Genomic DNA, 24392 nt, shown 5'->3' on the forward strand with positions numbered 1-24392 from the left:
TAAGGAGGCACGTGATGTATAAAATATTAAAAGCAGAAGAACTTGCAGATAAAATTTATCTCATGGACGTGGAAGCACCAAGAGTTGCAAAACATTGTGAGCCAGGTCAGTTCGTAATTGTAAAAATCGATGATAAAGGAGAAAGAATACCTCTGACAATTTGTGATTATGACAGGGAAAAAGGAACAATCACAATTGTATTCCAGATTGTAGGCGCATCTACTCAGAAGATGGCGGAATTGAAAGTTGGAGACAGTTTCAGAGATTTTACAGGACCTTTAGGCTGTGCGTCTGAATTTGTTTCAGAAGATTTAGAAGCATTGAAGAATAAGAAGATGTTGTTTGTAGCAGGTGGAGTTGGAGCAGCACCTGTATATCCACAGGTAAAATGGCTTCGTGAAAAGGGCATTGATGCAGATGTTATCGTCGGCTGCAAAACGAAAAATATGCTTATTTTAGAGAAAGAGATGGAAGCGGTTGCAGGTAATCTCTATGTCTGTACAGATGACGGCTCTTACGGTCATGCAGGAATGGTTACAAGCATGATTGAAAAATTAGTTAAAGAAGAAGGTAAGAAATACGATGTATGTGTGGCAATCGGGCCAATGATTATGATGAAATTCGTTTGTCTGCTCACAAAACAGTTAGACCTTCCAACAATCGTAAGTATGAATCCGATTATGGTAGACGGAACGGGTATGTGTGGTGCCTGTCGTCTTCAGGTTGGCGATGAAATCAAATTTGCCTGTGTAGACGGTCCTGAATTTGACGGACATTTAGTTGACTTTGATCAGGCAATGAAAAGACAGCAGATGTACAAAACTGAAGAAGGACGTGCAATGCTAAAATTACAGGAAGGTGATACACATCACGGTGGGTGTGGTCATTGTGGAGGTGACAACTAATGGCTGATGTATTAAAAAAAGTTCCGGTAAGAGAACAGGAACCGGAAGTTCGTGCTAAAAATTTTGAAGAAGTATGTTTAGGATACAATAAAGAAGAAGCGATGGAAGAGGCTACAAGATGTATTAACTGTAAGAATGCAAAATGTATCGAAGGCTGTCCTGTTTCTATCAATATTCCGGCATTTATCAAAGAAGTTAAAGAAGGAAACATTGAGGAAGCATACAAAGTAATCGGACAATCTTCAGCACTTCCTGCTGTCTGCGGTCGTGTATGTCCACAGGAGTCACAGTGTGAAGGAAAATGTATTCGCGGTATCAAAGGTGAACCTGTATCTATAGGTAAATTGGAGCGATTCGTAGCAGATTACGCTCTTGAAAATAATATCAAACCGGTCGGAGCAGAGAAAACAAACGGTCACAAAGTAGCCGTTATCGGTTCGGGTCCTGCCGGCCTTACATGTGCGGGAGACTTAGCAAAATTAGGATATGAAGTAACTGTATTTGAGGCGCTTCATGAATTGGGTGGTGTATTGGTATACGGTATCCCTGAGTTCCGTCTTCCAAAACATGCTGTAGTAGCCAAAGAAATTGAAAAAGTAAAAGAATTGGGCGTTAAATTTGAAACAAACGTTGTTATCGGTAAGTCAACAACAATTGACCAGTTAATTGAAGAAGAAGGATTTGAGGCAGTATTTATCGGTTCTGGTGCAGGTCTTCCAAAATTCATGGGTATTCCGGGAGAAAATGCAAACGGAGTATTCTCAGCAAACGAATACTTGACAAGAAGCAACCTGATGAAAGCTTTTGATGAATCTTACGATACTCCTATCGCTGCCGGTCACAAAGTAGCCGTTATCGGTGGTGGTAACGTTGCCATGGACGCTGCGAGAACAGCACTTCGTCTTGGAGCAGAAGTTCATATCGTATATCGCCGAAGTGAAGAAGAACTTCCTGCCAGAGTGGAAGAAATTCACCACGCAAAAGAGGAAGGAATCATCTTTGATTTATTGACAAATCCAAAAGAAATTTTAGTAGATGATGCCGGATATGTAAAAGGTATGGTTTGTGTAAAAATGGAATTGGGAGAACCTGATGCGTCAGGAAGAAGACGTCCTATCGAAGTACCTGACTCTGAATTTACAATCGATTTGGATACAGTTATCATGTCACTCGGTACATCTCCAAACCCATTAATTTCTTCAACAACAGAAGGACTGGAAATTAATAAATGGAAATGTATCGTTGCGGAAGAAGAAACAGGAAAAACAACAAAAGAAGGTGTTTATGCCGGTGGTGATGCCGTAACAGGTGCAGCAACTGTTATTTTAGCGATGGGTGCAGGAAAAGCAGGTGCAAAAGGAATTCACGAATATCTTTCAAACAAATAGAGAGTGATATAGATTATTTAGAAGAACTACTGTAAAATATCTTTGGGCGTTTTGTCCAAAGATATTTTTATGTTGCAATACATATTGTAACAGTATCTATAGGAAATTTTAGCAGGGGGCAGAAATTATGCAAAAAGAAAAAATAAGAAACAGTATATTACTTTTATTGACGGCAGTCATTTGGGGGACTGCTTTTGTGGCACAAAGTGTAGGAATGGACTATATAGGTCCGTTTACTTTTAATGCTGCCAGATTTTTGATCGGCGGAACGGTGTTAATTCCGCTAATCGTATACCGCTCAAAGAAAAATCCCCTTTTAAAAAATCAAACATTGGAAGAAAAGAGAAAGAATCAAAAAACAGCATGGATAGGAGGCGTTTGCTGTGGTATCGCTCTTTGCGGTGCGAGTCTGCTTCAGCAAATGGGAATTCAGCATACCACTGTAGGAAAAGCGGGATTTATTACAACCTTATATATTATTATCGTACCGCTGATAGAATTATTTTTTGGCAAAAAGATTGCAAAGAAAATATGGCTGGGCGCCGTTATGGCAGTTATCGGATTATATCTGCTTTGCATAAATGAAAATTTTTCTATTGGAAAAGGAGATTTTCTTATACTTGTCTGTGCCATTTTGTTTGCAATACATATTTTAATCATTGATCATTTTTCTCCGAAAGCAGACGGTGTCGTCTTGTCTGCCATTCAGTTCTTTGTCAGCGGTTTTATCAGCGTTATCGGTGCAATATTGGTGGAAAATCCAAATCCTGCTGCAATGTTAGATGCAATCGTGCCGATTTTATATGCAGGAGTCATGTCCTGTGGCGTTGCTTATACACTGCAGGTTATCGGGCAGAAAAATATAAGTCCCACTGTCGCTTCAATGATTTTAAGTCTTGAATCGGTTATTTCTGTACTGGCGGGCTGGATTATTTTAGGTGAAGCATTAAGTGCTAAAGAGATTGTCGGCTGTGTAATCGTTTTTATGGCGGTTGTTCTCGTTCAGTTGCCGGAAAAGAAAAAGTAACATGATTTATACAATATATCAATAGATGTATTAAAATAAACAATAAGAATAACTCCTTATTATATGTTAAACTATGGTGGTAGAGAATTTATACATAGGAGGACATAACAATGAAAATTGGAGTGACTGAAATCAGCCCAAGAAGTGTTCAACAAGTGGCTGAGAAGAAATTTAAGGAAGGATATTACTGTTGTGAGGCTTTAGTAAGCGCTATCAGAGATGAGTTTAAACTGGATATTCCTGAAGAAGTTATCGCGATGGCTTCAGGTATGGCGGTAGGTGCCGGAAAATCCGGTTGTGTCTGTGGAGCATTTAACGGAGGGATTCTTGCACTTGGACTATTTTTTGGACGAACCGAACAGGACGGACCAACGAATCCTAAAAGTATAAAGTGTATGGAACTTACAAAAGAACTTCATGATTGGTTTAAAGAGGCAAATGGTAAAAATGCAATTTGTTGTCGTGTTCTTACCAAAGAGTTTGATAAAGGCCGTGGAGAACATAAAGAACAATGTATCTTTTTTACAGGACTTTGCACATGGAAAGTTGCTCAGATTATTTGCCGCGAATTAGGAATTAAGAATCTAGATGAGATTGATGAGCCGGCGCCAAGACGTACGCTTGATGAAATTTAAGATAAAGGAAGAGATTAAGATGAAAAAACTAATACAAAAAGTTCCGATTCCTCTTTGCGGAGTTATGCTTGGATTTGCTGCTCTTGGGAATCTGTTACAAAGTTATGGAGAGGGCGTTCGATATGCCTGTGGAATAGCAGCAGCATTTTTACTTATACTTATCCTTTTGAAACTGGTTATGTTTCCGGGAATGATAAAAGAGGATATGCAGAATCCAATTATGGCGAGTGTGTCCGGCACTTTTCCGATGGCGTTGATGCTGCTGAGCACTTACGTCAAACCATTTATTGGCACAGGCGCAAAACTTATTTGGTTTTTTGCAATTGGTTTACATATTGTATTGATTATTTATTTTACACTAAAATTCATGTTGAAGATTCAAATGGCGAAAGTTTTTGCCAGTTATTTTATTGTATATGTCGGAATTGCCGTTGCTGCGGTTACGGCACCGGTTTTTGAAGAAATTAAAATTGGTACATATGCATTTTGGTTTGGACTCATTACATTGCTTTTGTTATTAGTTCTTGTGACAATACGTTATGTGAAGTATACAGATGTTCCTGAACCTGCAAAACCACTTTTCTGTATTTATGCGGCTCCTACGAGTCTTTGCATTGCCGGATATGTACAGTCCGTAACACCAAAATCAAAAGAATTTTTATTAGCGCTGCTGCTCGTGGCAACGGTGCTTTATATTTTGGCACTTGTGAAAGCGATTGGTTATTTAAAATTAAAATTCTATCCAAGTTATGCGGCATTTACATTCCCGTTTGTAATTAGTGCAATCGCAACGAAACAGACAATGGCTTGTCTTGCGAATATGAAACAGCCGTTACCAATTCTTCAGTATCTTGTTTTGATAGAAACAGTGATTGCCACCTTGTTTGTAATATATACATTCGTTCGTTTTATGCAGTTTATTTTTAAAGGTAATAATTAAATCCAGGTTATTTATCAAATAAATAACCGAGAGTCTCTTTACGTCTATAGAGAAATATTATAAAATGTCTTTGTGTGATGTTTCGCACAAAGACATTTTTAGTTGAAGGAATGAAAAAAATGAAAATTACAGTCATTACCGTTGGAAAATTAAAAGAAAAATATCTGAAGGACGCCATTGCAGAATATGCAAAACGTTTAAGTAAATATTGCAAATTAGAGATTATAGAAGTGGCCGATGAAAAAACTCCCGATACGGCCAGCGGGATAGTGGAAGACCAGATACGTTCTAAAGAAGCAGAACGTATTATGAAATATGTAAAAGAAGATACGCATGTGATAACTTTGGAGATAGCGGGAAAACAACTTACTTCGGAAGAATTTGCCGATAAGATTGAAAAATTAGGAGTACAGGGTACGAGCCATATTACGTTTATTATTGGAGGGTCTATCGGACTTGGAAAGGAAGTGTTGAAACGTTCTGATTATGCGCTCAGTTTTTCTAAAATGACTTTTCCGCACCAGTTAATGCGGGTTATCCTGTTGGAACAGATTTACCGCAGTTACCGCATCATAAACGGTGAACCATATCACAAATAGGAAGGAAGAAAAATATGTTAAAACACGAAGAAGAAGAATTAATGACTCTTTTTCTAAAAGAAAACAGCGAGAATGTTGTAGAAAATTTAATGGAATTCAATAAATTAATGATGAAGTATCGCTCGGCAATTCGCGAGGTGACAACAAAACTTGAGGTTTTAAACGATGAATTGTCATTGGAGGGGGATAGAAATCCTATCGAAAGCATTCAAAGCCGGATAAAGAAACCTATCAGTATTGCAGGAAAATTACAGCGTTTAGGTAAAAAATTTAATATTGAAGATATACAGGAAAATCTAAATGATATTGCCGGAATACGTGTTATCTGTCCATTTATTGAAGATATTTACCGTGTCTCGGAAATGCTTACAAAACAAGATGATATATCGGTTGTTAAAGTAAAGGATTATATTAAAAATCCTAAAACTAACGGTTACCGCAGTTATCATTTAATTTTGGAGATACCTGTATTCTTTTCGGATTGTAAGCAACCTATGCGTGTGGAAGTTCAGATTCGTACAGTAGCCATGAACTTTTGGGCAAGTTTGGAGCATCAGATACGATATAAGAAAAATATTTCCAATCAGCAGGAAATATGTGAAGAATTAAAAAAATGTGCGGATACCATCGCTTCCACGGATATCAGAATGCAGGAATTGCGCCAATGGATAGAAAGCGAACAATAAAATCAAAAAGATATTGACCTTATACCTGCTATATCCCTTATATTCTAGGCAGAAAATAAGAAAAGGGGCAATAAAAATGCTAAATATTAAATCCGTTGAGGAACAGACAGGAATTACAAAACAAAATATTCGTTATTATGAAAAGAAAGGACTTCTCTCTGTAAAGCGAAATGAAGAAAATTGTTACAGGGAATATGACGATGAAGACATACGCACATTAAAGATTATTAAATTATTAAGAAAGTTGGATATGCCTATCGAAGAGATACGAAAAGTTCTTGCAGAAGAAATTTCTCTTTCAAAAGCAATCAACACACAGAAAGAATATTTGGAAAAGGAAAGAGAAAAATTACAGGACGCCATTTCTTTTTGTGATAAAGTAGAACCAAATACATTAAGTTCTTTGGATATAGATAAATATCTGGCTGCTATGGAGAGAGAAGAGAAAAACGGTTCTGTTTTTGCTGATATTATTGAAGACTTTAAAAAAATGGCACAGGCGGAGGCAGTATGTACGTTTTCGTTTCGCCCTGATACAATGTGTATGAATCCGGCTGAATTTACAGAAGAATTACTTAAATATGCAGAGGACAATCATTTGTCTATTTTTATTACAAAAGAGAGCATGTATCCCGAATTTGAACTGGATGGCATCGCATACACGGCATACAGAGAGTTTGGGCACTTTGGAGCAAATATTGTCTGCAAAACAAAAGAGGCAGATAAAATAAAACCGAAAGATGTATCGGGAAAGAGAAAAATACTCTATTCTATTTTCAAAACACTGTTTCCGATTATGGTTATAGCCCTGCCTATATATCTTGCGTTTATGCCAAAAACAGGGATAACAGAGATTTTTCTACTTATATATATAATTGTTTTGGCAGGAGGCTTTGTCTTATATAATCGCTTAAAAAAATAATGAAAGGTACGTTATAGATGACAGTTGAATTAGAAAAATATTATAATAAATTTTGTGAGGAAAAGAGACTGACAAGAAGACATGGACAGGTGGAATTTATTACTTCCATGACATATATACATGAATATTTAAAAGGAAAAGGACAGGCGAGCATTCTTGACGTAGGTGCCGGAACGGGACGATATTCCGTATCCCTTGCTGAAGAAGGGTATGATGTAACTGCAGTTGAACTTGTAAAATACAATCTCGGCATTTTAAAATCAAAAGGAAGTAGTGTAAAGGCATATCAGGGGACTGCGTTAAATCTGTCACGTTTTCAGGATAATACTTTTGATATGGTTCTTGTCTTCGGTCCCATGTACCACCTCTATACAATGGAAGATAAAATACAAGCTCTCAAAGAAGCAAAAAGGGTTGCGAAGAAAGACGGAATCATTCTCGTTGCTTATTGCATGAATGAATACAGCATTCTAACTTACGGATTTAAAGAAAACCACATAGAAGAAAGTATAAAAACCGGCAAGGTAAACGAAGAATTTCATGTTGTTTCCCAACCGGAAGATTTATACGATTATGTCCGTATTGAGGATATAGATGAGGTGCGGAAAGGTGCGGGATTAGAAAGAATTAAACTGATTTCCGCAGATGGTCCTGCCAATTATATGCGGCCTGTTTTAAACGCCATGACACCGGAGACATTTGAAACATTTATACAGTATCATTTATCTACATGTGAAAGACCTGAATTATTAGGAGCAGGCGCACATACTTTAGATATTTTAAAGAAAACAGAAGTATAAAGGAGAATTTACGTGAGAAGAGAAGTAAGTATGGAAGAAATTTCCGACGGAAAATTATATACTGCCAATGACTTAGTAAAAGCGGATTGCAATGATTGTCGGGGCTGTTCAGCCTGCTGTCAGAAAATGGGACAATCAATCGTTCTTGATCCTTTAGATATATATCGTCTGACTTTCGGTTTACGTCAAAAATTTGAGGAACTTTTGGCGGATAAACTGGAATTAAATGTTGTGGAAGGCATCATTTTGCCTAATTTACAAATGAGTGGAACTGAGGAAAAATGTGCCTTTCTAAATGCGGAAGGGAGATGCAGCGTTCATGCAATCCGACCGGGAATCTGCCGTCTGTTCCCGTTGGGAAGATATTATGACGGAAAATCTTTTCAATATTTTCTGCAGATTCACGAATGTAAAAAAGAAAATCGGACGAAAGTCAAAGTGAAGAAATGGATTGATACTCCTGATTTAAAGAAAAATGAAAAATATATTTCTGACTGGCATTATTTTCTAACGGATATGCAAAAAACACTGGCAACACTTCAAAACGATGAGAAAGTGAAAAAAATAAATATGCTTATTTTACAGACTTTCTTTTTAGAACCATATCATCAGGAAGAAGATTTTTACGTACAGTTTTATGATCGGTTAGAGAAACTGAAAACTTCACTTCAACTGCTGACAAGGAGAGAATAGATTATGAACTACTATTTAGCACCGCTTGAATCGGTGACCACTTATATTTTCCGAAACGCTTATCACAGATACTTTCTTCCGCTGGATAAGTATTTTACTCCGTTTATTGTTCCACACCCAAACAAGAAATTTAATACAAGGGAGAAAAAAGAACTTTCTACAGAACATAATCACGGTCTATACGTTGTCCCTCAACTTTTAACAAATAAGGCAGAAGATTTTATTACGACAGCAAAAGAAATAGAGAATATGGGTTATAAGGAAATCAATCTGAATTTGGGGTGTCCGTCAGGAACGGTTGTCGCAAAAGGGAAAGGTTCTGGTTTTTTAGCCTATCCTGAAGAATTGGATCGGTTTTTGGATAATATTTACTCTAAACTGGACATGAAAATCTCCGTAAAAACACGTATCGGAAAAACCTCTCCGGACGAGTTCCATCGCCTTATTGAGATTTATAATAAATATCCTTTGGAAGAGTTGATCGTCCACCCAAGATTACAGACGGATTTTTACAAGAACAAGCCAAATCTGCAGATTTTCAAAGAGGCTGTGGAAATGAGCAGACATTCCCTCTGTTATAACGGAGATATTTATACGGTAGAAGATTTTCAGAAGTTTAGCGAACACTTTCCTACCGTGGAAAAGATTATGTGCGGAAGAGGGGCAGTTGCCAATCCGTCACTGTTTGATGCCATTGCAAATGGAAAGAAATTAGACATAAATACTTTAAAAAAATTTCACGATGACATTTACATGGATTATCAGGAAATCAGTTCAGGAGAAAGAAATGTTCTTTTCAAAATGAAAGAACTCTGGTCTTATCTGATACAGTCTTTTGATCACGCTGAAAAATATATGAAGAAAATAAAAAAATCTGAAAAACTGTTGGCTTACGAAAAAGCAGTTTCAGATTTATTTGCAAACTGTCCGCTTAAGAAAGGAATTTAATTTACATGAGAAAAACATACATCTCCTTTGATTTGGAAACAACCGGATTAAGTGAAGAAAAGGATTACATTATAGAGATAGGCGCTGTAAAGGTAAATAACGGGAAAGTTGTGGATCGATTTGCACGGTTTCTAAAACCGCCTATATCCATTTCAAATACAATTACAAATCTGACCGGAATTACAGATGATATGGTTAAAAATGCAGGAGATACGCAAGAAACTATTAAAGACTTTATAAAGTTTTGTGACGGTTACTTTTTGCTTGGACATAACATAATGTTCGACTATAAATTCATGAAAACATACGCAGCCCGGTTTGGACTTCATTTTGAAAAAGAAGGAATTGATACGCTGAAAATTGCGCGGAAGGTACATAAAAATTTAGAATCGAAAAGTTTGGAAAGTCTGTGTACATACTACAATATTGTTAACGCATCTGCCCATCGTGCTTATCATGATGCTCTGGCAACGGCAAAATTGTATCACATGCTTGCACATGATTTTGAAGTTTCCGAACCGTCACTCTTTACTCCGGAAACACTATGCTATAAACCCAAAAAGGTGCAGAAGATTACCAAAAAACAATTGATCTATTTAACGTCATTGTTAGAATATCATTCTCTTAGCGAAGAAACAGATTTAGAGACATTAACACGGAGTGAGGCATCTAAGTTAATTGATAAAATTATTTTAACACATGGATATATGAGATAGGGGAGTGCAGAACACTTCCTTATTTTTTTACAAATATATAGTTGACATAAGACACAATGAGGTATTATTCCTAATATTATCTATATTTAATAATATTCCTATTTTAATGAATGATTATTGATTATTGATAAAATTAGGAATATAATACACGTATAAAAGGGAGGTGTTTTTATGTTTTTCTTCTTTTTTTCTAAACCATATATTTCGATTGTCGGAGAAGTTCTCCCGGCAAAACATTCAGAAGAAAATAAAGAGCAGCATCGGAAACTTATCACTGTTCTGGAAAAAATTAATACGGAACACGATGAAGATATTTCCGCAAAATTTATGCCTACTATTGAAAATGAATTTCAGGGGCTTATATGCAAAGGTTGTAATTTGACAAAACTGTTGTTAGAAATAAAAAATGCAATGCACCCGGATAAAATACGCTTTGGAATCGGAATAGGTGAAATTGAAACAGATTTTCAATCGGACAATGCCATCACCGTTTCCGGTCCCGGATATGAAAAAGCGAGAGAAGCTTTACGCTTTTTGCAAAGCAGGGAAAAAAAGAAACAGATGGCTTTTTCCGATACTTATCTGTTGACGGCGGAAGAACGAAACGATAGAATCCATCTTATCAATACAATTTTTTCTCTATTGTCCACTTTAGAATTATCATGGAGTGACAGGCAGCGGGAAATCATTTATAATATGATAAAATATGATGATACCCAGACGTCTGCAGCCGGACGTCTCGGGGTAACACAGTCAACTATACAAAAAAGTTTAACAGCCGGAAATTATTATGCTTATGCGGAGGCGTCCTCTACACTCGAGACAATATTTTCCGAAATAGGAGATAAATAATGAAAAGTAACAAATTAACTATTGGTATTTTAGCCCATGTGGACGCCGGGAAAACAACTCTCGCCGAGAGTATTCTGTATACGACAGGTCACATTCGCAAACTTGGACGCGTAGACCACAAAAATGCTTTTTTGGATACAGATGCTCTTGAACGCTCACGAGGCATTACCATTTTTTCAAAACAGGCAAATTTTGTTTTAAAAGAGAAAGAAATAACTCTTTTGGATACACCCGGACATATTGACTTTTCCGCTGAAATGGAGCGTACTTTACAGGTGCTGGATTATGCCATTCTCGTTATCAGCGGTGCGGACGGTGTGCAGAGTCATGTGCAGACATTGTGGAAATTACTGAAAAAATACAATATTCCTGTTTTTCTCTTCGTGAATAAAATGGATCAACAGGGAACAGACAAAAAACGTTTAATAAAAGAACTTCAAAACCGGTTGAATGAACATTGTATCGCCTTTGATGGTGAAGAGGCAAAAGAAAGCTTTATGGAAAACGTGGCAATGTGCGATGAACTGCTTTTGGAAAAGTATTTAGAAACCGAGTCCATTTCCCGGTTCGATATACAGAAACTTATTGAAAACCGTAAACTGTTTCCATGTTATTTTGGCTCAGCACTGAAATTAGAGGGAATCGAGACTTTCTTAGAAGGTATTTATCAATATACAGACAAGAAAGACTATGGCGAAGAATTTGGCGCAAAAGTATATAAAATCTCCCGTAACCAACAGGGAAACCGTTTGAGTCATTTGAAAATCACAGGTGGAACGTTAAAAGTAAAAGAAAAAATAAAAGAGGACGAAAAAGTAGAACAAATTCGTATTTATTCCGGTACCTCCTATCAGGCGGTAAATGAAGTAGCCGCAGGTACCATTTGTGCCGTCATGGGTTTAACTTCCTCAAAAGCAGGGGAGGGACTTGGGAAAGAACTTCAATCCGAAAAACCGATGCTTGAACCTGTTTTAACATACCGTATTCAATTTCCGGAAGGTTCTGATATACATGGAATGTTTTTGAATTTAAAGCAGTTGGAAGAGGAAGAACCGGAGTTACATATTGTCCGGAATAAAGAATCGGGCGAAATTCATGCGCAGGTTATGGGAGAAATCCAGTTGGAGATTTTAAAAAGTTTAATTTCCGAGCGTTTCCATACAGACGTTTCCTTTGGGCAGGGACAGATAATCTATAAAGAAACGATTAAAGAAACAGTGGAGGGGGCAGGACATTTTGAACCTCTCAGACATTACGCGGAAGTCAGACTTCGCTTAGAACCTGCCAAGCTAGGAAGCGGTCTTCACTTTTCTACAGAGTGCAGTGAAGATATTTTAAACCGTAACTGGCAGCGCCTTATTCTGACACACCTGGAAGAGAAGCAGCATAGAGGAGTTCTTACCGGTTCTGAGGTTACAGATATGAATATTATTCTTACAACCGGTAAAGCGCATATAAAACATACGGAAGGCGGAGATTTCCGTCAGGCAACTTATCGCGCCGTACGTCAGGGATTGAAGCGTGCTGAATCCATTCTGCTTGAACCTGTATATGAGTACAGATTGGAAATTCCAAGTGAAATGGTCGGTCGGGCAATGTCTGATTTACAGAGAATGCAGGCGGATTTTTCCCTCCCGGAATCAGAGGGAGAAATTAGTGTTTTAACAGGAACTGCCCCTGTAGTACATATGCAGGAATATCAGAAAGAAGTTCTTGCCTATACAAAAGGACATGGCCGCCTATTCTGTTCTTTAAGGGGATATGAGCCTTGCCATAATGCCGAGGAAGTAATTGAGAAAATACAGTACGACTCTGAGTCTGATTTGGAAAACCCAACAGGTTCTGTTTTCTGTTCACACGGCGCCGGATTTAATGTAAGTTGGGATAACGTAGAAGAATATATGCACACTTCCCCGCAGGAAAAGAAAACTGAAAAGGAAATTTCTCACCAAAGTGCATATCTCCCTCCTGTGATTGATGAGGAAGAACTGCTGGAAATTTTCGAGCGTACTTACGGTCCGGTTAAACGTAAGAAAAATAATTTCAAAAAGCAAATTTCTTCCCCTGTCATCGCCGGAAGAACTCAGAAGAAAAAAGAATATGACAAAGAATATCTTCTTGTTGACGGCTACAATATTATTTTTGCGTGGGAAGATTTAAAAGAACTGTCCGAAGTAAACATAGAGGGGGCAAGAAATAAATTGATGGATATCTTAAGTAACTATCAGGGATATCGTCAATGTACATTAATTCTTGTTTTTGATGCATATAAAGTTCCGGGAAATGTAGGTGAAGTACAAAAATATCACAATATCCATGTTGTCTATACAAAAGAGGCTGAAACCGCCGACCAGTATATCGAAAAAACTGTTCACGAACTCGGAAAACATTATAAAGTGACGGTTGCAACTTCTGACGGATTGGAACAGATGATTATTATGGGACAGGGCGCAAACCGTTTGTCTGCCAAAGGACTTTTGGAAGAGATTCTTATTGCAAATGAGGAAATCAGAAAGGAACATCTGAATCAGCCGGTAAAGAATAAGCAATATTTGTTTGATAATGTTTCGGAGGATATGGCGGAATATATTGAGCAGGTGCGAAAAGGGGAATAAAAAGTTCTTCTATGGTTTTTGTTTTACCATAGAAGAACTTTTTCTATCACTATTTTTTATTTTTTCATTTTTTCATGCAGTTCTCTTGCATATGTGTCAAGCAGATGAATTGTTGTCCGCATATCATCTCTGGTTGTTTCAGGGTGCAGTGCACAGATGCGGAGAACTTTCTTTCCGTTTAAAATCGTTGTAAATACGGCAGCGTAACCGCTTTCTACGATTTTTTCAGAAACTTTTTCGTTCAATAAATCCATTTGCTCATCTGTCAAATCATCTGCTGCGTAACGGAAGTTGAGCATTGCCAGTTGTGCCTTTGAGATAACTTCCCAATTGTCCAATTCATTTAATGCTTCCTCTGCCCATTCTGCAAGTTGAAAACCGTGTTCGATGGCACTTCCGATTAAACGTGTACCAAGCACCTGTAAAGTCAGCCACAATTTTAATCCGCGTGCAGGTCTTGTCAGTTCCATTCCGATATCCCATGTATTTATATGCTCCATGTCTCCCTCTACATCTTTTAAATATTCCGGGTTTACATGGAAACTGTGGAATAAATGTTTAATATCTTTTACTAAAACCATTGCGCAGCCATATGTCTGGAAAAGCCATTTATGTGCGTCCCAACTGATACTGTCCGCCAGTTCTGTGCCTTTTAATAAATGTTTGTATTTTGGGCTGAGCAGAACAGAAGCACCATATGCACCATCAATATGGAACCACATATTGTTGTTGGCACAGATGTCTGCAATTTCTTCGAGGGGATCGATACTTCCCGTATTTGTTGTTCCCGCTGTTCCGATTACCACAAATGGAATCAACCCGTTTTCTTTATCTTTTGCAATCATTTCTTTCAACATATCTGTGTCCATTTGAAATGCAGAGTTCGTTGCAACACTGCGAATACGACTGTTTGGAATACCGATAATGCGAAGCCCTTTTGCCACGGAACTGTGTGTCTGGTCTGAAACATAGGCAACACCAAGATGCAGATTCTCATCATTTAATTTACAGTCGCGTGCCGCCGTAAGTGCAGTAATATTTGCCATAGAACCGCCACTGACAAAAACTCCACCCGGATTTTTCGTAAATCCCACCTGTTCACAGAGCCAGCGTAGAACTTCCTGCTCAATACAGTTTACCATAGGAGCAAGTTTACTTCCTCCTGCATGAATATTATAAGCAGATGTCATAATATCTCCAAGCCACGAAACAGAAGAAGCGGGACCCGGAACAAATCCAAAAAATCTTGGGTGATTTGCATCACCGCGATAGCGGTAAACTTCTTTTGACATTTCTGCAATCACTTCATCTACAGGACGTCCGTCTTTAGAAATACCAATCTGTTTTATTTTTTCAATCTGTCCTTCTGATGTATACCATGTTACTTTTTGGGAATGTATATCATGTTTTTCCGCACAGAACTCATGTACAAAATTTTCGATGGCTTCCTCCAACTGTGCGCTGTTTAAAATATTTTCACTATTTATCATTTTGCAAAACTCCTCTCTTTACTGTCACTGTACAGTAGTGTACACTAAACTTGCATATATGTAAAATTTATATATTTTATAATATATATGATTTTTTTTAATATAGAGAGGTAGTTATGGAATTACGAAATATTAATACTTTTTTAAAGGTGGCGGGAACACAAAATTTTTCTAAGGCAGCAGAACAGTTGGGATATTCGCAGTCTGCCGTGACCGTTCAGATACAGCAACTGGAAAACGAATTGCAGACCCAACTGTTTGAACGTATTGGGAAACGGGTTTATTTAACAGAAAAGGGACAGGAGTTTGTCTCTTATGCCAATGACATTATGCGGGTTACTGATAACGCAAGAGATTTCGCTAAACAAAGTGATATTTTGGAAGGGACACTGCGCATCGGCGGTGTGGAATCCATTTGTACGGCGCTCCTTCCTGATTTGCTCTTAAAATTTTACCAGATCTGTCCCAACGTACAGGTAACAATTAAATCAGGGACAACCAATGAACTGATGGAAATGGCAAAAAGTAATGAACTCGACCTTATCTATACGTTAGATAAAAAAATATTAGGGAGAGAGTGGACCCGTGCAACTATCATGGAGGAGGAGATTGTTTTTGTCACATTGGCGGATAGAACAGAAAACTTTTCAGATAAAGTACCTGTTCAGAAGTTGATTGAAAAACCATTCATTTTGACTGAAATGGGAGCCGCGTATCAATATGAATTGGAAAGACTGCTTTCTGAAAAGGATTTGGAAATCAATCCTATTTTGGAAATCGGAAATACGGAGACAATTATAAATCTGCTGAAAAGAGGAATGGGGGTTTCGTTTCTCCCTAAATTTACGGTGCAAAGGGAACTGGAAAAAAATGTACTTTCACAAGTACGGACAAATTTACCGGGTGTGAAAATGTATAGCCAGTTGTTTTATCATAAAAACAAATGGGTTACGAAACAGATGAGGAATTTTATTGAGTTGGTGAAGGAATAACTTATCTTGAAAAAGAGATTTGCTTGAAGTTCCTCTCTAAAATGTATATAATAATATAGATTGGAATATTTCAATCACATATCAGATGATTATGCAATGTTGAATCGTGTTGTATAATTATGCGCAGTGTTTTTAGTGATGGACATATACTCCAGTTGCTCAAATCGAATTTTTGAGCAAAAACACAAAAAATCAGAAAGGAAATATATGAGAAAATTAGCTTTAGATGATGAAATATTATTAAAAATAGAAAAACCCGCCCGCTACATCGGGAATGAGGTCAACTCAGTGATGAAAGACAAAAATGAGGTGGATATACGTTTCGCCATGTGTTTTCCGGACGTATATGAAATCGGTATGTCACATTTAGGTATTCAGATTCTTTATGATATGTTTAACCGACGAGACGACGTATGGTGTGAACGTGTATATTCTCCATGGGTAGACTTGGATAAAATTATGAGAGAAGAACATATTCCTCTCTTTGCACTGGAGTCGCAGGACGCTGTTAAAGACTTTGATTTCTTAGGAATTACAATCCAATATGAAATGTGTTATACAAATATTTTACAGGTGCTTGACCTAAGCCGGATTCCTCTTTTTGCAAAAGACAGAGGAGAGGAGGATCCGATTGTTATCGGCGGAGGCCCATGTACATATAACCCTGAGCCTTTGGCAGATTTTTTCGACATTTTCTATATCGGCGAAGGAGAAACTGTCTACAACGAACTGCTTGACGCCTATAAGGAAAATAAGAAAAACGGCGGTACAAGACAGACGTTTTTAGAGATGGCAGCAGAGATTGAAGGACTGTATGTGCCGGCATTTTATGACGTGGAATATAAAGAGGACGGTACTATTTTATCCTTTACTCCGAATAACACTCACGCAAAGGAAAAGATTCGCAAACAAATGGTCTCTGATTTAAGCGAAAGTTCATATCCGGTAAAACCTGTCGTTCCTTTCATTAAAGTAACACAGGACAGAGTGGTACTGGAAATTATGCGAGGCTGTATCCGTGGCTGCAGATTTTGTCAGGCAGGTATGATTTACCGTCCGACAAGAGAGAAAAATTTGGAGAAGTTGAAAGACTACGCTTATCAGATGCTTAAAAATACAGGACATGAGGAGATTTCCCTCAGTTCCCTCAGTTCAAGTGACTATACGCAACTGGAAGGACTTGTAACATTTTTAATTGAAGAATTTAAAGGAAAAGGAATTAATATTTCTCTTCCGTCACTGCGAATTGATGCGTTTTCATTAGATGTCATGGGAAAAGTGCAGGATATTAGAAAGAGCAGTCTTACTTTTGCCCCTGAAGCAGGCTCACAAAGACTTCGTGATGTCATTAACAAAGGGCTTACGGAAGAAATTATTTTAGAGGGAGCAGGACAGGCTTTTGAGGGTGGCTGGTCGAGAGTAAAATTATACTTTATGCTGGGGCTTCCTACAGAAACCGAAGATGATATGAAAGAAATTGCACACTTGGCAGAAAAGGTTGCCAAACGCTATTATGAAGTGCCGAAAGAAAATCGAAACGGTAAATGTCAGATTGTTGCAAGTACTTCTTTCTTCGTTCCAAAACCATTTACTCCATTCCAGTGGGCATCTATGTGTACAAGCGAGGAATATATCGGGAAAGCACATATCGTTAATAATGAAATGAAGGCTCAATTAAATAAGAAAAGTTTAAAATATAACTGGCATGAAGCAGATGTAACAGTACTTGAAGGTGTATTTGCAAGAGGCGACAGAAAAGTCGGCAAGGCGCTTTTAGAAGCATATAAGTTAGGCTGTCTATATGACTCATGGTCCGAATATTTTAAAAATGATTTATGGCTGCAGGCTTTTGAAAATACGGGAATTGACATTGGATTTTATAATTTGCGTGAACGTGAATTAGATGAAATTTTCCCGTGGGATTTCATCGACATCGGTGTGACAAAGAAATTCCTTATACGTGAATGGACTCGCGCAATGGAAGGAAAAGTAACGCCTAACTGTCGCATGGGCTGTTCAGGCTGCGGTGCTGCAATTTACGGAGGAGGTGTCTGCATTGAAGGCAAGAATTAAATTTAAGAAATATGGAGTGATGAAATTCATCGGACATCTCGACATTATGAGATATTTCCAAAAAGCAATGAGAAGAGCAGATATTCCAATCGCTTTTTCCGGCGGATACAGTCCACATATGATTATGTCCTTTGCTAACCCTCTTGGAGTGGGTGTGACAAGCGACGGAGAATATTTTGATATCGAACTGACAGAACCGATTGCTTCCGATGTTGCCGTAAAACGTTTAAATGACGTTATGGTTGAAGGAATGGAAATTGTAAGTTTCGTGGAGATTTCTGAGGATAAGAAGAAAACAGGAATGGCAATTGTTGCCGCTGCCGACTATGTTTCCACCGTAAAAAATGGGGAATTGCCGGCAGATTGGAAAGAAAAGGCAAAAGACTTTTTTGCTCAGGACGAAATTATTATTACAAAGAAGACAAAGAAAAGCGAAAAAGAAGTAAATATTAAGCCGATGATATATCAGTTTGAGGTGAGAGAAAATTCTCTGTACTCTTTCGTGGCAACCGGAAGCGTAGAGAATTTAAAGCCGGGACTGGTTATGGAAGCATTCTTAAACTATTTAGGAATAGATTCCTCCTCAATCACATTTTCTCATCATCGGCTGGAAGTATATGCCAATGCCGGATCAGAAGAAAAAAGAGAATTCGTTTCTCTGGAAAGTTTGGGTACAAAAATTGGATCGTAAACTTATCATGACAAAACTACAGGAAAATGTGCTGACTTCCGTTAAGGAGAATGATGAAATAGTTGAACTTCATATAAGCAATACAGAAGATAAATACAGACTTGGAAATATATATATTGGAAAAGTAAAAAAAATTGTTTCTAACATTCAGGCCGCCTTTATCGAGATTGATAAGGGTGTGGAATGTTATTATGATATGACTGAGCACGGCAATAAACCGCTTCGTGTTGGCGAGGAATTGATTGTACAAATCAGTAAGGAAGCAATCAAAACAAAGCAGCCTGCCGTGACAAGAAAAATCAGTTTTACGGGGAAATATTGTGTACTGACTGTCGGTGACAACCGTATCAGTTTTTCATCTAAAATAGATAAAGAAAAACGTGAAGAATTAAGACAATTTATGGAACCGTATCACTCCGAAAAATATGGGTTTATTCTGCGGACAAACGCAAAGGGAGCAGCAGTCTGTGATATTGCAGAAGAAATAAACCGTTTAATTGAGGAATATGAATACATTTTTCGCATTGCTCCTACCCGTGTCTGTTTCTCATGTCTGAAAGAAAATGAAAAACCGTATATTGCAGATTTAAAGAACATTTATCAGGAGGGACTTACGGATATTGTGATTGAAGATAAAGAGATTTACAATCATGTATATTCTTTCTTACAACGGGAACAACCGGAAGATTTAGACAAACTGCGATTATATGAAGATAAGCAACTTCCTCTGGCAAAATTATACAGCATTGAAACTGTTCTGCAAAATGCTCTGAAAGAACGTGTCTGGCTTAAATCAGGTGCATATTTGGTTATCCAGCCTACGGAGGCGTTGACTGTCATTGATGTAAATACGGGAAAATGTATAGGAAAAAAAAGGGACGAAGTTGCTTATTTAAAGATTAATATAGAAGCGGCAAAAGAAGTGGCAAGGCAAATCCGCCTGAGGAATTTATCCGGAATCATTTTGGTTGATTTCATTAATTTGGACGACAAAGAAAAGTGGGAAGAACTGTTAAATTATCTTAAAATACATTTGCGAAAAGATCCTATACAGACTGTTCTCGTTGATGTCACTAAGCTGCAGCTGGTAGAAATCACCCGAAAAAAAGTCCGAAAACCATTACACGAAAATATAAGGGGGTAATTTTGTGGCAAAAAAAGAAACAAAAACGAATGCCGTCCATATACTGGAAAGAAATAAAATTACATTTGAGATGATGACTTACGAATGTGACGAGTTCATTGACGGTATTCATATCGCTGATAAACTTGGGATTCCACATGAAATTGTTTATAAAACAATTGTTACGGTTGGAAAGAGCAAAGGGTATTATGTGTTTGTTCTTCCGATTGAAAAGGAAATCGATTTTAAAAAAGCAGCAAAATCTGTGGGAGAGAAATCATTGGAAATGCTTCCGTTAAAAGATTTGACTCCGTTGACCGGCTATGTGAGAGGCGGCTGTACTTCCATCGGAATGAAAAAACAATTTCCGACGGTCATCGACCGGTCTGCATTTGAACTGCCTCATATCATTGTAAGTGGCGGTAAATTAGGATTGCAACTGAAATTATCCCCTCACGATTTGGCAAACGTTGTTCGCGCTGAATTTGCAGATGTAATTTTTACATAAGGAGCATTTATCATGAAAAAGACAACTGTAATTTTTGATTTAGGAAATGTCCTTGTCGCATATGACTGGAAGTCTTATTTAAAAACGTTTTCTTTCGACGACAATGTATTTCATACGATTGCGAATGCCATGTTTTTAAACAGCGACTGGGAAGAAGGAGACAGAGGAGCAGATGCTGAACAATGGCTGTCTCTCTTTATTGAAAACGCTCCCGAATATGAGAAAGAAATACGCATGGTTTATGAAAATCTTGAGAAGTGTGTTTACCTTTTCCCGTATACATTAAAATTAATACAATTTTTCAGAAAAAACGGCTACCGTATTCTTTTTCTGTCCAATTACTCGGAATATCTGTATGAGAAGACAAAGGGAACACTTTCATTTATAGAAACGTTTGACGGCGGAGTCTTTTCTTTTGAGGAAACATGTATTAAACCGGATAAACTCATTTATGAACGTCTTCTGGAAAAATACCACATTGCTCCTGAGGAGGCATTATTCTTTGACGACAGAGAAGAAAATGTCAGAGCAGCAGAAGAGTTGGGCATACATGGTATTTTATTTACATCTGAGACCGCTGATAAAATTTTAAAAGGACAAATAGTTTAAATGAAATAAGAGGATATAGAATGAATATATTATTTTTTTTAAAACCAAAAAGTGAAATTGCATTTATACATAAGGAAGATACATTAAGACAGGCGATTGAAAAAATGGAATATCATAAATATTCCTCTATCCCCATGATCAATATAGACGGAAAATACGTTGGAAGTATCACGGAAGGAGATTTGCTCTGGGGAATTAAAAATAAATACAATTTGAATTTGAAAGAGGCGGAATTAATTCCAATTACCGAAATTGACAGAAGAACTGACTATCAGGCAGTGAACATTAACGCTGACATTGAAGACTTAGTTGAGAAAGCGATGGATCAAAACTTTGTTCCCGTTGTAGATGATCAGGGAAACTTTATCGGTATCATCACTCGAAAAGATATTATTGGATATTGCTACAATAAAATGACAAATATTGAAAAATAGGTTGACGCATATAAAAAGTGATGCTATAATACAACGGTATGCCGCACAACGAGGTTATAAGTTTCGTGAAAATGAACACCGAAGTTGGCGAGTAATGATAAATAGGAGGTGCCATATGTACGCAATTATAGCAACAGGTGGTAAACAGTACAAAGTAGCCGAAGGCGATATCATTAAAGTAGAAAAACTTGGTGTAGAAGCTGGAGAAACTTTTACATTTGACCAGGTACTTGCAGTAAGCGATTCTGAATTAAAAGTTGGAAACCCAACAGTAGCAGGTGCTACAGTAGAAGCATCAGTAATTGGTGACGGAAAAGCAAAAAAAGTTATCGTTTACAAGTATAAAAGAAAAACTGGATACCATAAGAAAAATGGACACAGACAGCAGTACACAGCTGTTAAGATTGAAAAAATCAACGCTTAATTTGAAATTGGTGTCATAAATGATTACGGTATCAATTTATAAAAATGAAAAGCATGAGTATGTCGGCTTTAAGACATTGGGGCATGCAGGTTACAGTGAGTCCGGACAGGATATTGTTTGCGCTGCTGTTTCCGTTCTTATTATCAATACTATCAATTCCATTGATAAGTTTACTGAAGAAAAGACTTCTTTAGTTTCTGATGAGGAATCAGGTTTTATTGATTATAAGATAGATGGCAGACCCGGGAAAGAAGCGACATTATTACTGAAGGCCATGATATTAGGTTTACGAGAGATGGCAAGTGACGAAAGTTACGAAGAGTATATTGATTTAACATTTGAGGAGGTGTAAGCCATGATGAAATTAAACCTTCAATTTTTCGCTCATAAAAAAGGAGTTGGTTCTACAAAGAACGGTAGAGATTCTGAATCAAAAAGATTAGGTGCGAAAAGAGCTGACGGACAATTTGTAAAAGCTGGAAATATTCTTTACAGACAGCGTGGAACTAAAATTCACCCAGGTCTTAACGTAGGACGTGGTGGAGATGATACATTATTCGCTTTAGTTGACGGTGTTGTAAGATTCGAAAGAAAAGGAAGAGATAAGAAACAGGTTTCTATCTATCCAGTAGTTGAATAATAATGAATAACATGGGCTTCAAATCTTTTGGTTTGGAGCCTTGTTTTGATATAGACGATATATAGAAAGGAAATAAAAATATGTTTGCAGACAGAGCAAAAATCTATATACGCTCAGGAAAAGGCGGAGACGGTCATGTAAGTTTCCGAAGAGAGTTATATGTACCAAACGGCGGACCTGACGGCGGAGACGGCGGGAGAGGCGGAGATGTCATATTTGAAATTGACGAAGGATTGAATACTCTTGCTGATTACCGTCATAGAAGAAAATATGTTGCAAAGGACGGCGAACAGGGTGGTAAAAGACGCTGTCATGGGAAAAATGCTGAAGATATTATTCTGAAAGTACCCGAAGGAACAATTATCAAAGAAGCCGAATCAGATAAAATTATCGCAGATATGTCCGGAGATAACAGAAGACAGGTTATTTTAAAAGGAGGGAAGGGCGGTCTTGGAAATCAGCACTTTGCAACATCTACAATGCAGATTCCAAAATACGCTCAGCCGGGACAGCCTGCGCAGGAACTCTGGGTAAAATTGGAATTGAAGGTAATTGCTGATGTGGGACTGATTGGTTTCCCAAACGTTGGAAAATCAACTCTTTTATCAAGAGTAACAAACGCAAATCCTAAAATTGCCAATTATCATTTTACAACAATCAACCCAAACCTAGGTGTTGTCGATATTGACGGTGCAGACGGATTTGTCATTGCAGATATACCGGGACTGATTGAAGGCGCTTCTGAAGGAGTAGGGCTTGGACATGAATTCCTGCGCCATATCGAACGAACGAAAATGATGATTCATGTTGTAGATGCCGCTTCCACGGAAGGGCGTGATCCGATTGATGACATTTACAAAATAAATGCAGAATTAAAGGCATATAACGAGGATATTGCTAAAAGACCGCAGGTTATCGCCGCCAACAAAATTGATGCTATTTATTCTGAAGATGAAGATCCGGTAGAGAGAATCCGAAAAGAGTTTGAACCACAGGGAATCAAAGTATTTGCCATTTCCGGTGTATCAGGAGAGGGAATCCGCGAATTACTTTACTATGTGAGCGAACAGTTAAAAACATTAGATCAGGAAACAATTGTATTTGAGCAGGAATACTTCCCTGAAGAAGAATTGATTCACATTGATTTACCATACACTGTCGAAAAAGAAGACGATATGTATGTTGTTGAAGGACCAAAAATCGAAAAAATGCTTGGATACACAAACTTAGATTCTGAGAAAGGGTTCGCTTTCTTCCAAAAATTCCTCAAAGATACAGGTATATTGGACGAACTTGAGAATGCAGGTATCCAGGAAGGTGATACTGTTCGTATGTACGGATTACAGTTTGATTATTATAAATAAAATCATATAAGGAGAAGAGAACAATGACAACAAAGCAAAGAGCCTATTTAAAAAGTCTTGCAATGACAATGGATCCTATTTTCCAAATCGGAAAATCAAGCATGACTCCTGCGCTTACGGAAGCAATTGGAGAGGCTTTAACTGCACGCGAATTGATTAAAATCAGCGTTTTAAAAAACTGTGCAGATGATCCGAAAGAACTTGCTGCCATGATTGCAGAGCGTACACATTCGCAGGTTGTACAGGTCATTGGTAAGAAAATCGTTTTATATAAGGAAGGAAAAGACGATAAAAAGAAAATCGAATTGCCAAAATAAT

The 24392-nt window shown here is 37.6% G+C and carries 27 protein-coding genes; 26 read left to right on the forward strand and 1 reads right to left on the reverse strand.

Annotated features, from left to right (window positions below; all coding sequences use genetic code 11):
* Positions 1 to 14 precede the first annotated feature (14 nt).
* From ACYQ35_RS03720 to ACYQ35_RS03785, 14 genes are all read left to right on the forward strand, one after another.
* Entirely contained in the window at positions 15 to 905 is an 891-nt protein-coding gene (locus ACYQ35_RS03720; RefSeq protein WP_009756982.1) for a sulfide/dihydroorotate dehydrogenase-like FAD/NAD-binding protein, read from the forward strand.
* Positions 905 to 2293 (forward strand): NADPH-dependent glutamate synthase, encoded by a 1389-nt coding sequence (gene gltA, locus ACYQ35_RS03725; protein WP_459830410.1) that lies wholly within the window; start codon positions 905 to 907, stop codon positions 2291 to 2293. The genes ACYQ35_RS03720 and gltA overlap by 1 nt, the downstream gene beginning before the upstream one ends.
* A gap of 127 nt (positions 2294 to 2420) precedes the next feature.
* On the forward strand, positions 2421 to 3320 hold the full coding sequence (locus tag ACYQ35_RS03730; RefSeq protein WP_459830412.1) for a DMT family transporter: 900 nt from the start codon (positions 2421 to 2423) through the stop codon (positions 3318 to 3320).
* A gap of 110 nt (positions 3321 to 3430) precedes the next feature.
* Entirely contained in the window at positions 3431 to 3955 is a 525-nt protein-coding gene (locus ACYQ35_RS03735; RefSeq protein ID WP_009756985.1) for a C-GCAxxG-C-C family protein, read from the forward strand.
* A gap of 19 nt (positions 3956 to 3974) precedes the next feature.
* Positions 3975 to 4895, forward strand: a complete 921-nt coding sequence (locus tag ACYQ35_RS03740) for a TDT family transporter (RefSeq protein ID WP_459830415.1) — start codon at positions 3975 to 3977, stop codon at positions 4893 to 4895.
* Between the two features lie 119 nt (positions 4896 to 5014).
* Positions 5015 to 5494, forward strand: a complete 480-nt coding sequence (rlmH, locus tag ACYQ35_RS03745; protein ID WP_459830417.1) for a 23S rRNA (pseudouridine(1915)-N(3))-methyltransferase RlmH — start codon at positions 5015 to 5017, stop codon at positions 5492 to 5494.
* Between the two features lie 41 nt (positions 5495 to 5535).
* Positions 5536 to 6180: a GTP pyrophosphokinase gene (locus tag ACYQ35_RS03750; RefSeq protein WP_459830648.1), complete on the forward strand. Its 645-nt coding sequence runs from the start codon at positions 5536 to 5538 to the stop codon at positions 6178 to 6180.
* Between the two features lie 76 nt (positions 6181 to 6256).
* On the forward strand, positions 6257 to 7102 hold the full coding sequence (locus ACYQ35_RS03755; RefSeq protein WP_459830419.1) for a MerR family transcriptional regulator: 846 nt from the start codon (positions 6257 to 6259) through the stop codon (positions 7100 to 7102).
* Between the two features lie 17 nt (positions 7103 to 7119).
* On the forward strand, positions 7120 to 7902 hold the full coding sequence (locus ACYQ35_RS03760; RefSeq protein WP_459830422.1) for a class I SAM-dependent methyltransferase: 783 nt from the start codon (positions 7120 to 7122) through the stop codon (positions 7900 to 7902).
* A 12-nt stretch (positions 7903 to 7914) separates the two neighbouring features.
* Positions 7915 to 8595: a YkgJ family cysteine cluster protein gene (locus tag ACYQ35_RS03765; protein ID WP_009756991.1), complete on the forward strand. Its 681-nt coding sequence runs from the start codon at positions 7915 to 7917 to the stop codon at positions 8593 to 8595.
* A 3-nt stretch (positions 8596 to 8598) separates the two neighbouring features.
* Entirely contained in the window at positions 8599 to 9543 is a 945-nt protein-coding gene (locus ACYQ35_RS03770; protein WP_459830425.1) for a tRNA dihydrouridine synthase, read from the forward strand.
* Between the two features lie 5 nt (positions 9544 to 9548).
* Positions 9549 to 10259: a 3'-5' exonuclease gene (locus ACYQ35_RS03775; protein WP_009756993.1), complete on the forward strand. Its 711-nt coding sequence runs from the start codon at positions 9549 to 9551 to the stop codon at positions 10257 to 10259.
* A gap of 171 nt (positions 10260 to 10430) precedes the next feature.
* Positions 10431 to 11111 carry a SatD family protein gene (locus ACYQ35_RS03780; protein WP_009756994.1) on the forward strand — a complete coding sequence of 227 codons (681 nt, stop codon included), beginning with the start codon at positions 10431 to 10433 and terminating at the stop codon, positions 11109 to 11111.
* Positions 11111 to 13726, forward strand: coding sequence for an NYN domain-containing protein (locus ACYQ35_RS03785; RefSeq protein ID WP_459830428.1), 2616 nt, complete (start codon positions 11111 to 11113; stop codon positions 13724 to 13726). The genes ACYQ35_RS03780 and ACYQ35_RS03785 overlap by 1 nt, the downstream gene beginning before the upstream one ends.
* 56 nt (positions 13727 to 13782) lie before the next feature.
* Here the strand turns inward: ACYQ35_RS03785 and ACYQ35_RS03790 are convergent, their stop codons facing one another.
* Positions 13783 to 15216, reverse strand: coding sequence for a pyridoxal phosphate-dependent decarboxylase family protein (locus ACYQ35_RS03790; protein WP_009756996.1), 1434 nt, complete (start codon positions 15214 to 15216; stop codon positions 13783 to 13785).
* Between the two features lie 116 nt (positions 15217 to 15332).
* Here ACYQ35_RS03790 and ACYQ35_RS03795 point away from each other — a divergent pair, with 116 nt between their 5' ends.
* The 12 genes from ACYQ35_RS03795 to yhbY all read left to right on the forward strand — a co-directional run bounded on the left by ACYQ35_RS03795 (position 15333) and on the right by yhbY (position 24391).
* Positions 15333 to 16208 (forward strand): LysR family transcriptional regulator, encoded by an 876-nt coding sequence (locus ACYQ35_RS03795; protein WP_009756997.1) that lies wholly within the window; start codon positions 15333 to 15335, stop codon positions 16206 to 16208.
* Between the two features lie 207 nt (positions 16209 to 16415).
* On the forward strand, positions 16416 to 18281 hold the full coding sequence (locus ACYQ35_RS03800) for a TIGR03960 family B12-binding radical SAM protein (RefSeq protein ID WP_009756998.1): 1866 nt from the start codon (positions 16416 to 16418) through the stop codon (positions 18279 to 18281).
* Complete coding sequence (locus ACYQ35_RS03805; RefSeq protein WP_459830432.1) at positions 18265 to 18972, forward strand: TIGR03936 family radical SAM-associated protein; 708 nt, start codon at positions 18265 to 18267, stop codon at positions 18970 to 18972. The genes ACYQ35_RS03800 and ACYQ35_RS03805 overlap by 17 nt, the downstream gene beginning before the upstream one ends.
* Complete coding sequence (locus ACYQ35_RS03810; RefSeq protein ID WP_040449813.1) at positions 18962 to 20116, forward strand: ribonuclease E/G; 1155 nt, start codon at positions 18962 to 18964, stop codon at positions 20114 to 20116. The genes ACYQ35_RS03805 and ACYQ35_RS03810 overlap by 11 nt, the downstream gene beginning before the upstream one ends.
* A 4-nt stretch (positions 20117 to 20120) precedes the next feature.
* A complete protein-coding gene (gene ybaK, locus ACYQ35_RS03815; RefSeq protein WP_459830434.1) occupies positions 20121 to 20603 on the forward strand; it encodes a Cys-tRNA(Pro) deacylase in 483 nt (160 codons plus the stop codon).
* A gap of 12 nt (positions 20604 to 20615) precedes the next feature.
* Entirely contained in the window at positions 20616 to 21212 is a 597-nt protein-coding gene (locus ACYQ35_RS03820; protein WP_009757002.1) for an HAD family hydrolase, read from the forward strand.
* Between the two features lie 20 nt (positions 21213 to 21232).
* Positions 21233 to 21646, forward strand: a complete 414-nt coding sequence (locus ACYQ35_RS03825) for a CBS domain-containing protein (protein WP_009757003.1) — start codon at positions 21233 to 21235, stop codon at positions 21644 to 21646.
* Between the two features lie 115 nt (positions 21647 to 21761).
* Entirely contained in the window at positions 21762 to 22070 is a 309-nt protein-coding gene (rplU, locus tag ACYQ35_RS03830) for a 50S ribosomal protein L21 (protein ID WP_009757004.1), read from the forward strand.
* 19 nt (positions 22071 to 22089) lie between these two features.
* Positions 22090 to 22422 (forward strand): ribosomal-processing cysteine protease Prp, encoded by a 333-nt coding sequence (locus ACYQ35_RS03835; protein ID WP_459830439.1) that lies wholly within the window; start codon positions 22090 to 22092, stop codon positions 22420 to 22422.
* Between the two features lie 3 nt (positions 22423 to 22425).
* Entirely contained in the window at positions 22426 to 22710 is a 285-nt protein-coding gene (gene rpmA, locus ACYQ35_RS03840) for a 50S ribosomal protein L27 (protein ID WP_009757006.1), read from the forward strand.
* 80 nt (positions 22711 to 22790) lie between these two features.
* On the forward strand, positions 22791 to 24074 hold the full coding sequence (gene obgE / locus ACYQ35_RS03845; protein ID WP_009757007.1) for a GTPase ObgE: 1284 nt from the start codon (positions 22791 to 22793) through the stop codon (positions 24072 to 24074).
* Between the two features lie 23 nt (positions 24075 to 24097).
* The gene (gene yhbY / locus ACYQ35_RS03850) at positions 24098 to 24391 is read left to right on the forward strand and encodes a ribosome assembly RNA-binding protein YhbY (protein ID WP_009757008.1); all 294 of its coding nucleotides are present in this window, start codon (positions 24098 to 24100) and stop codon (positions 24389 to 24391) included.
* Position 24392 lies beyond the last annotated feature (1 nt).

The organism is Faecalimonas hominis, assembly GCF_054660755.1.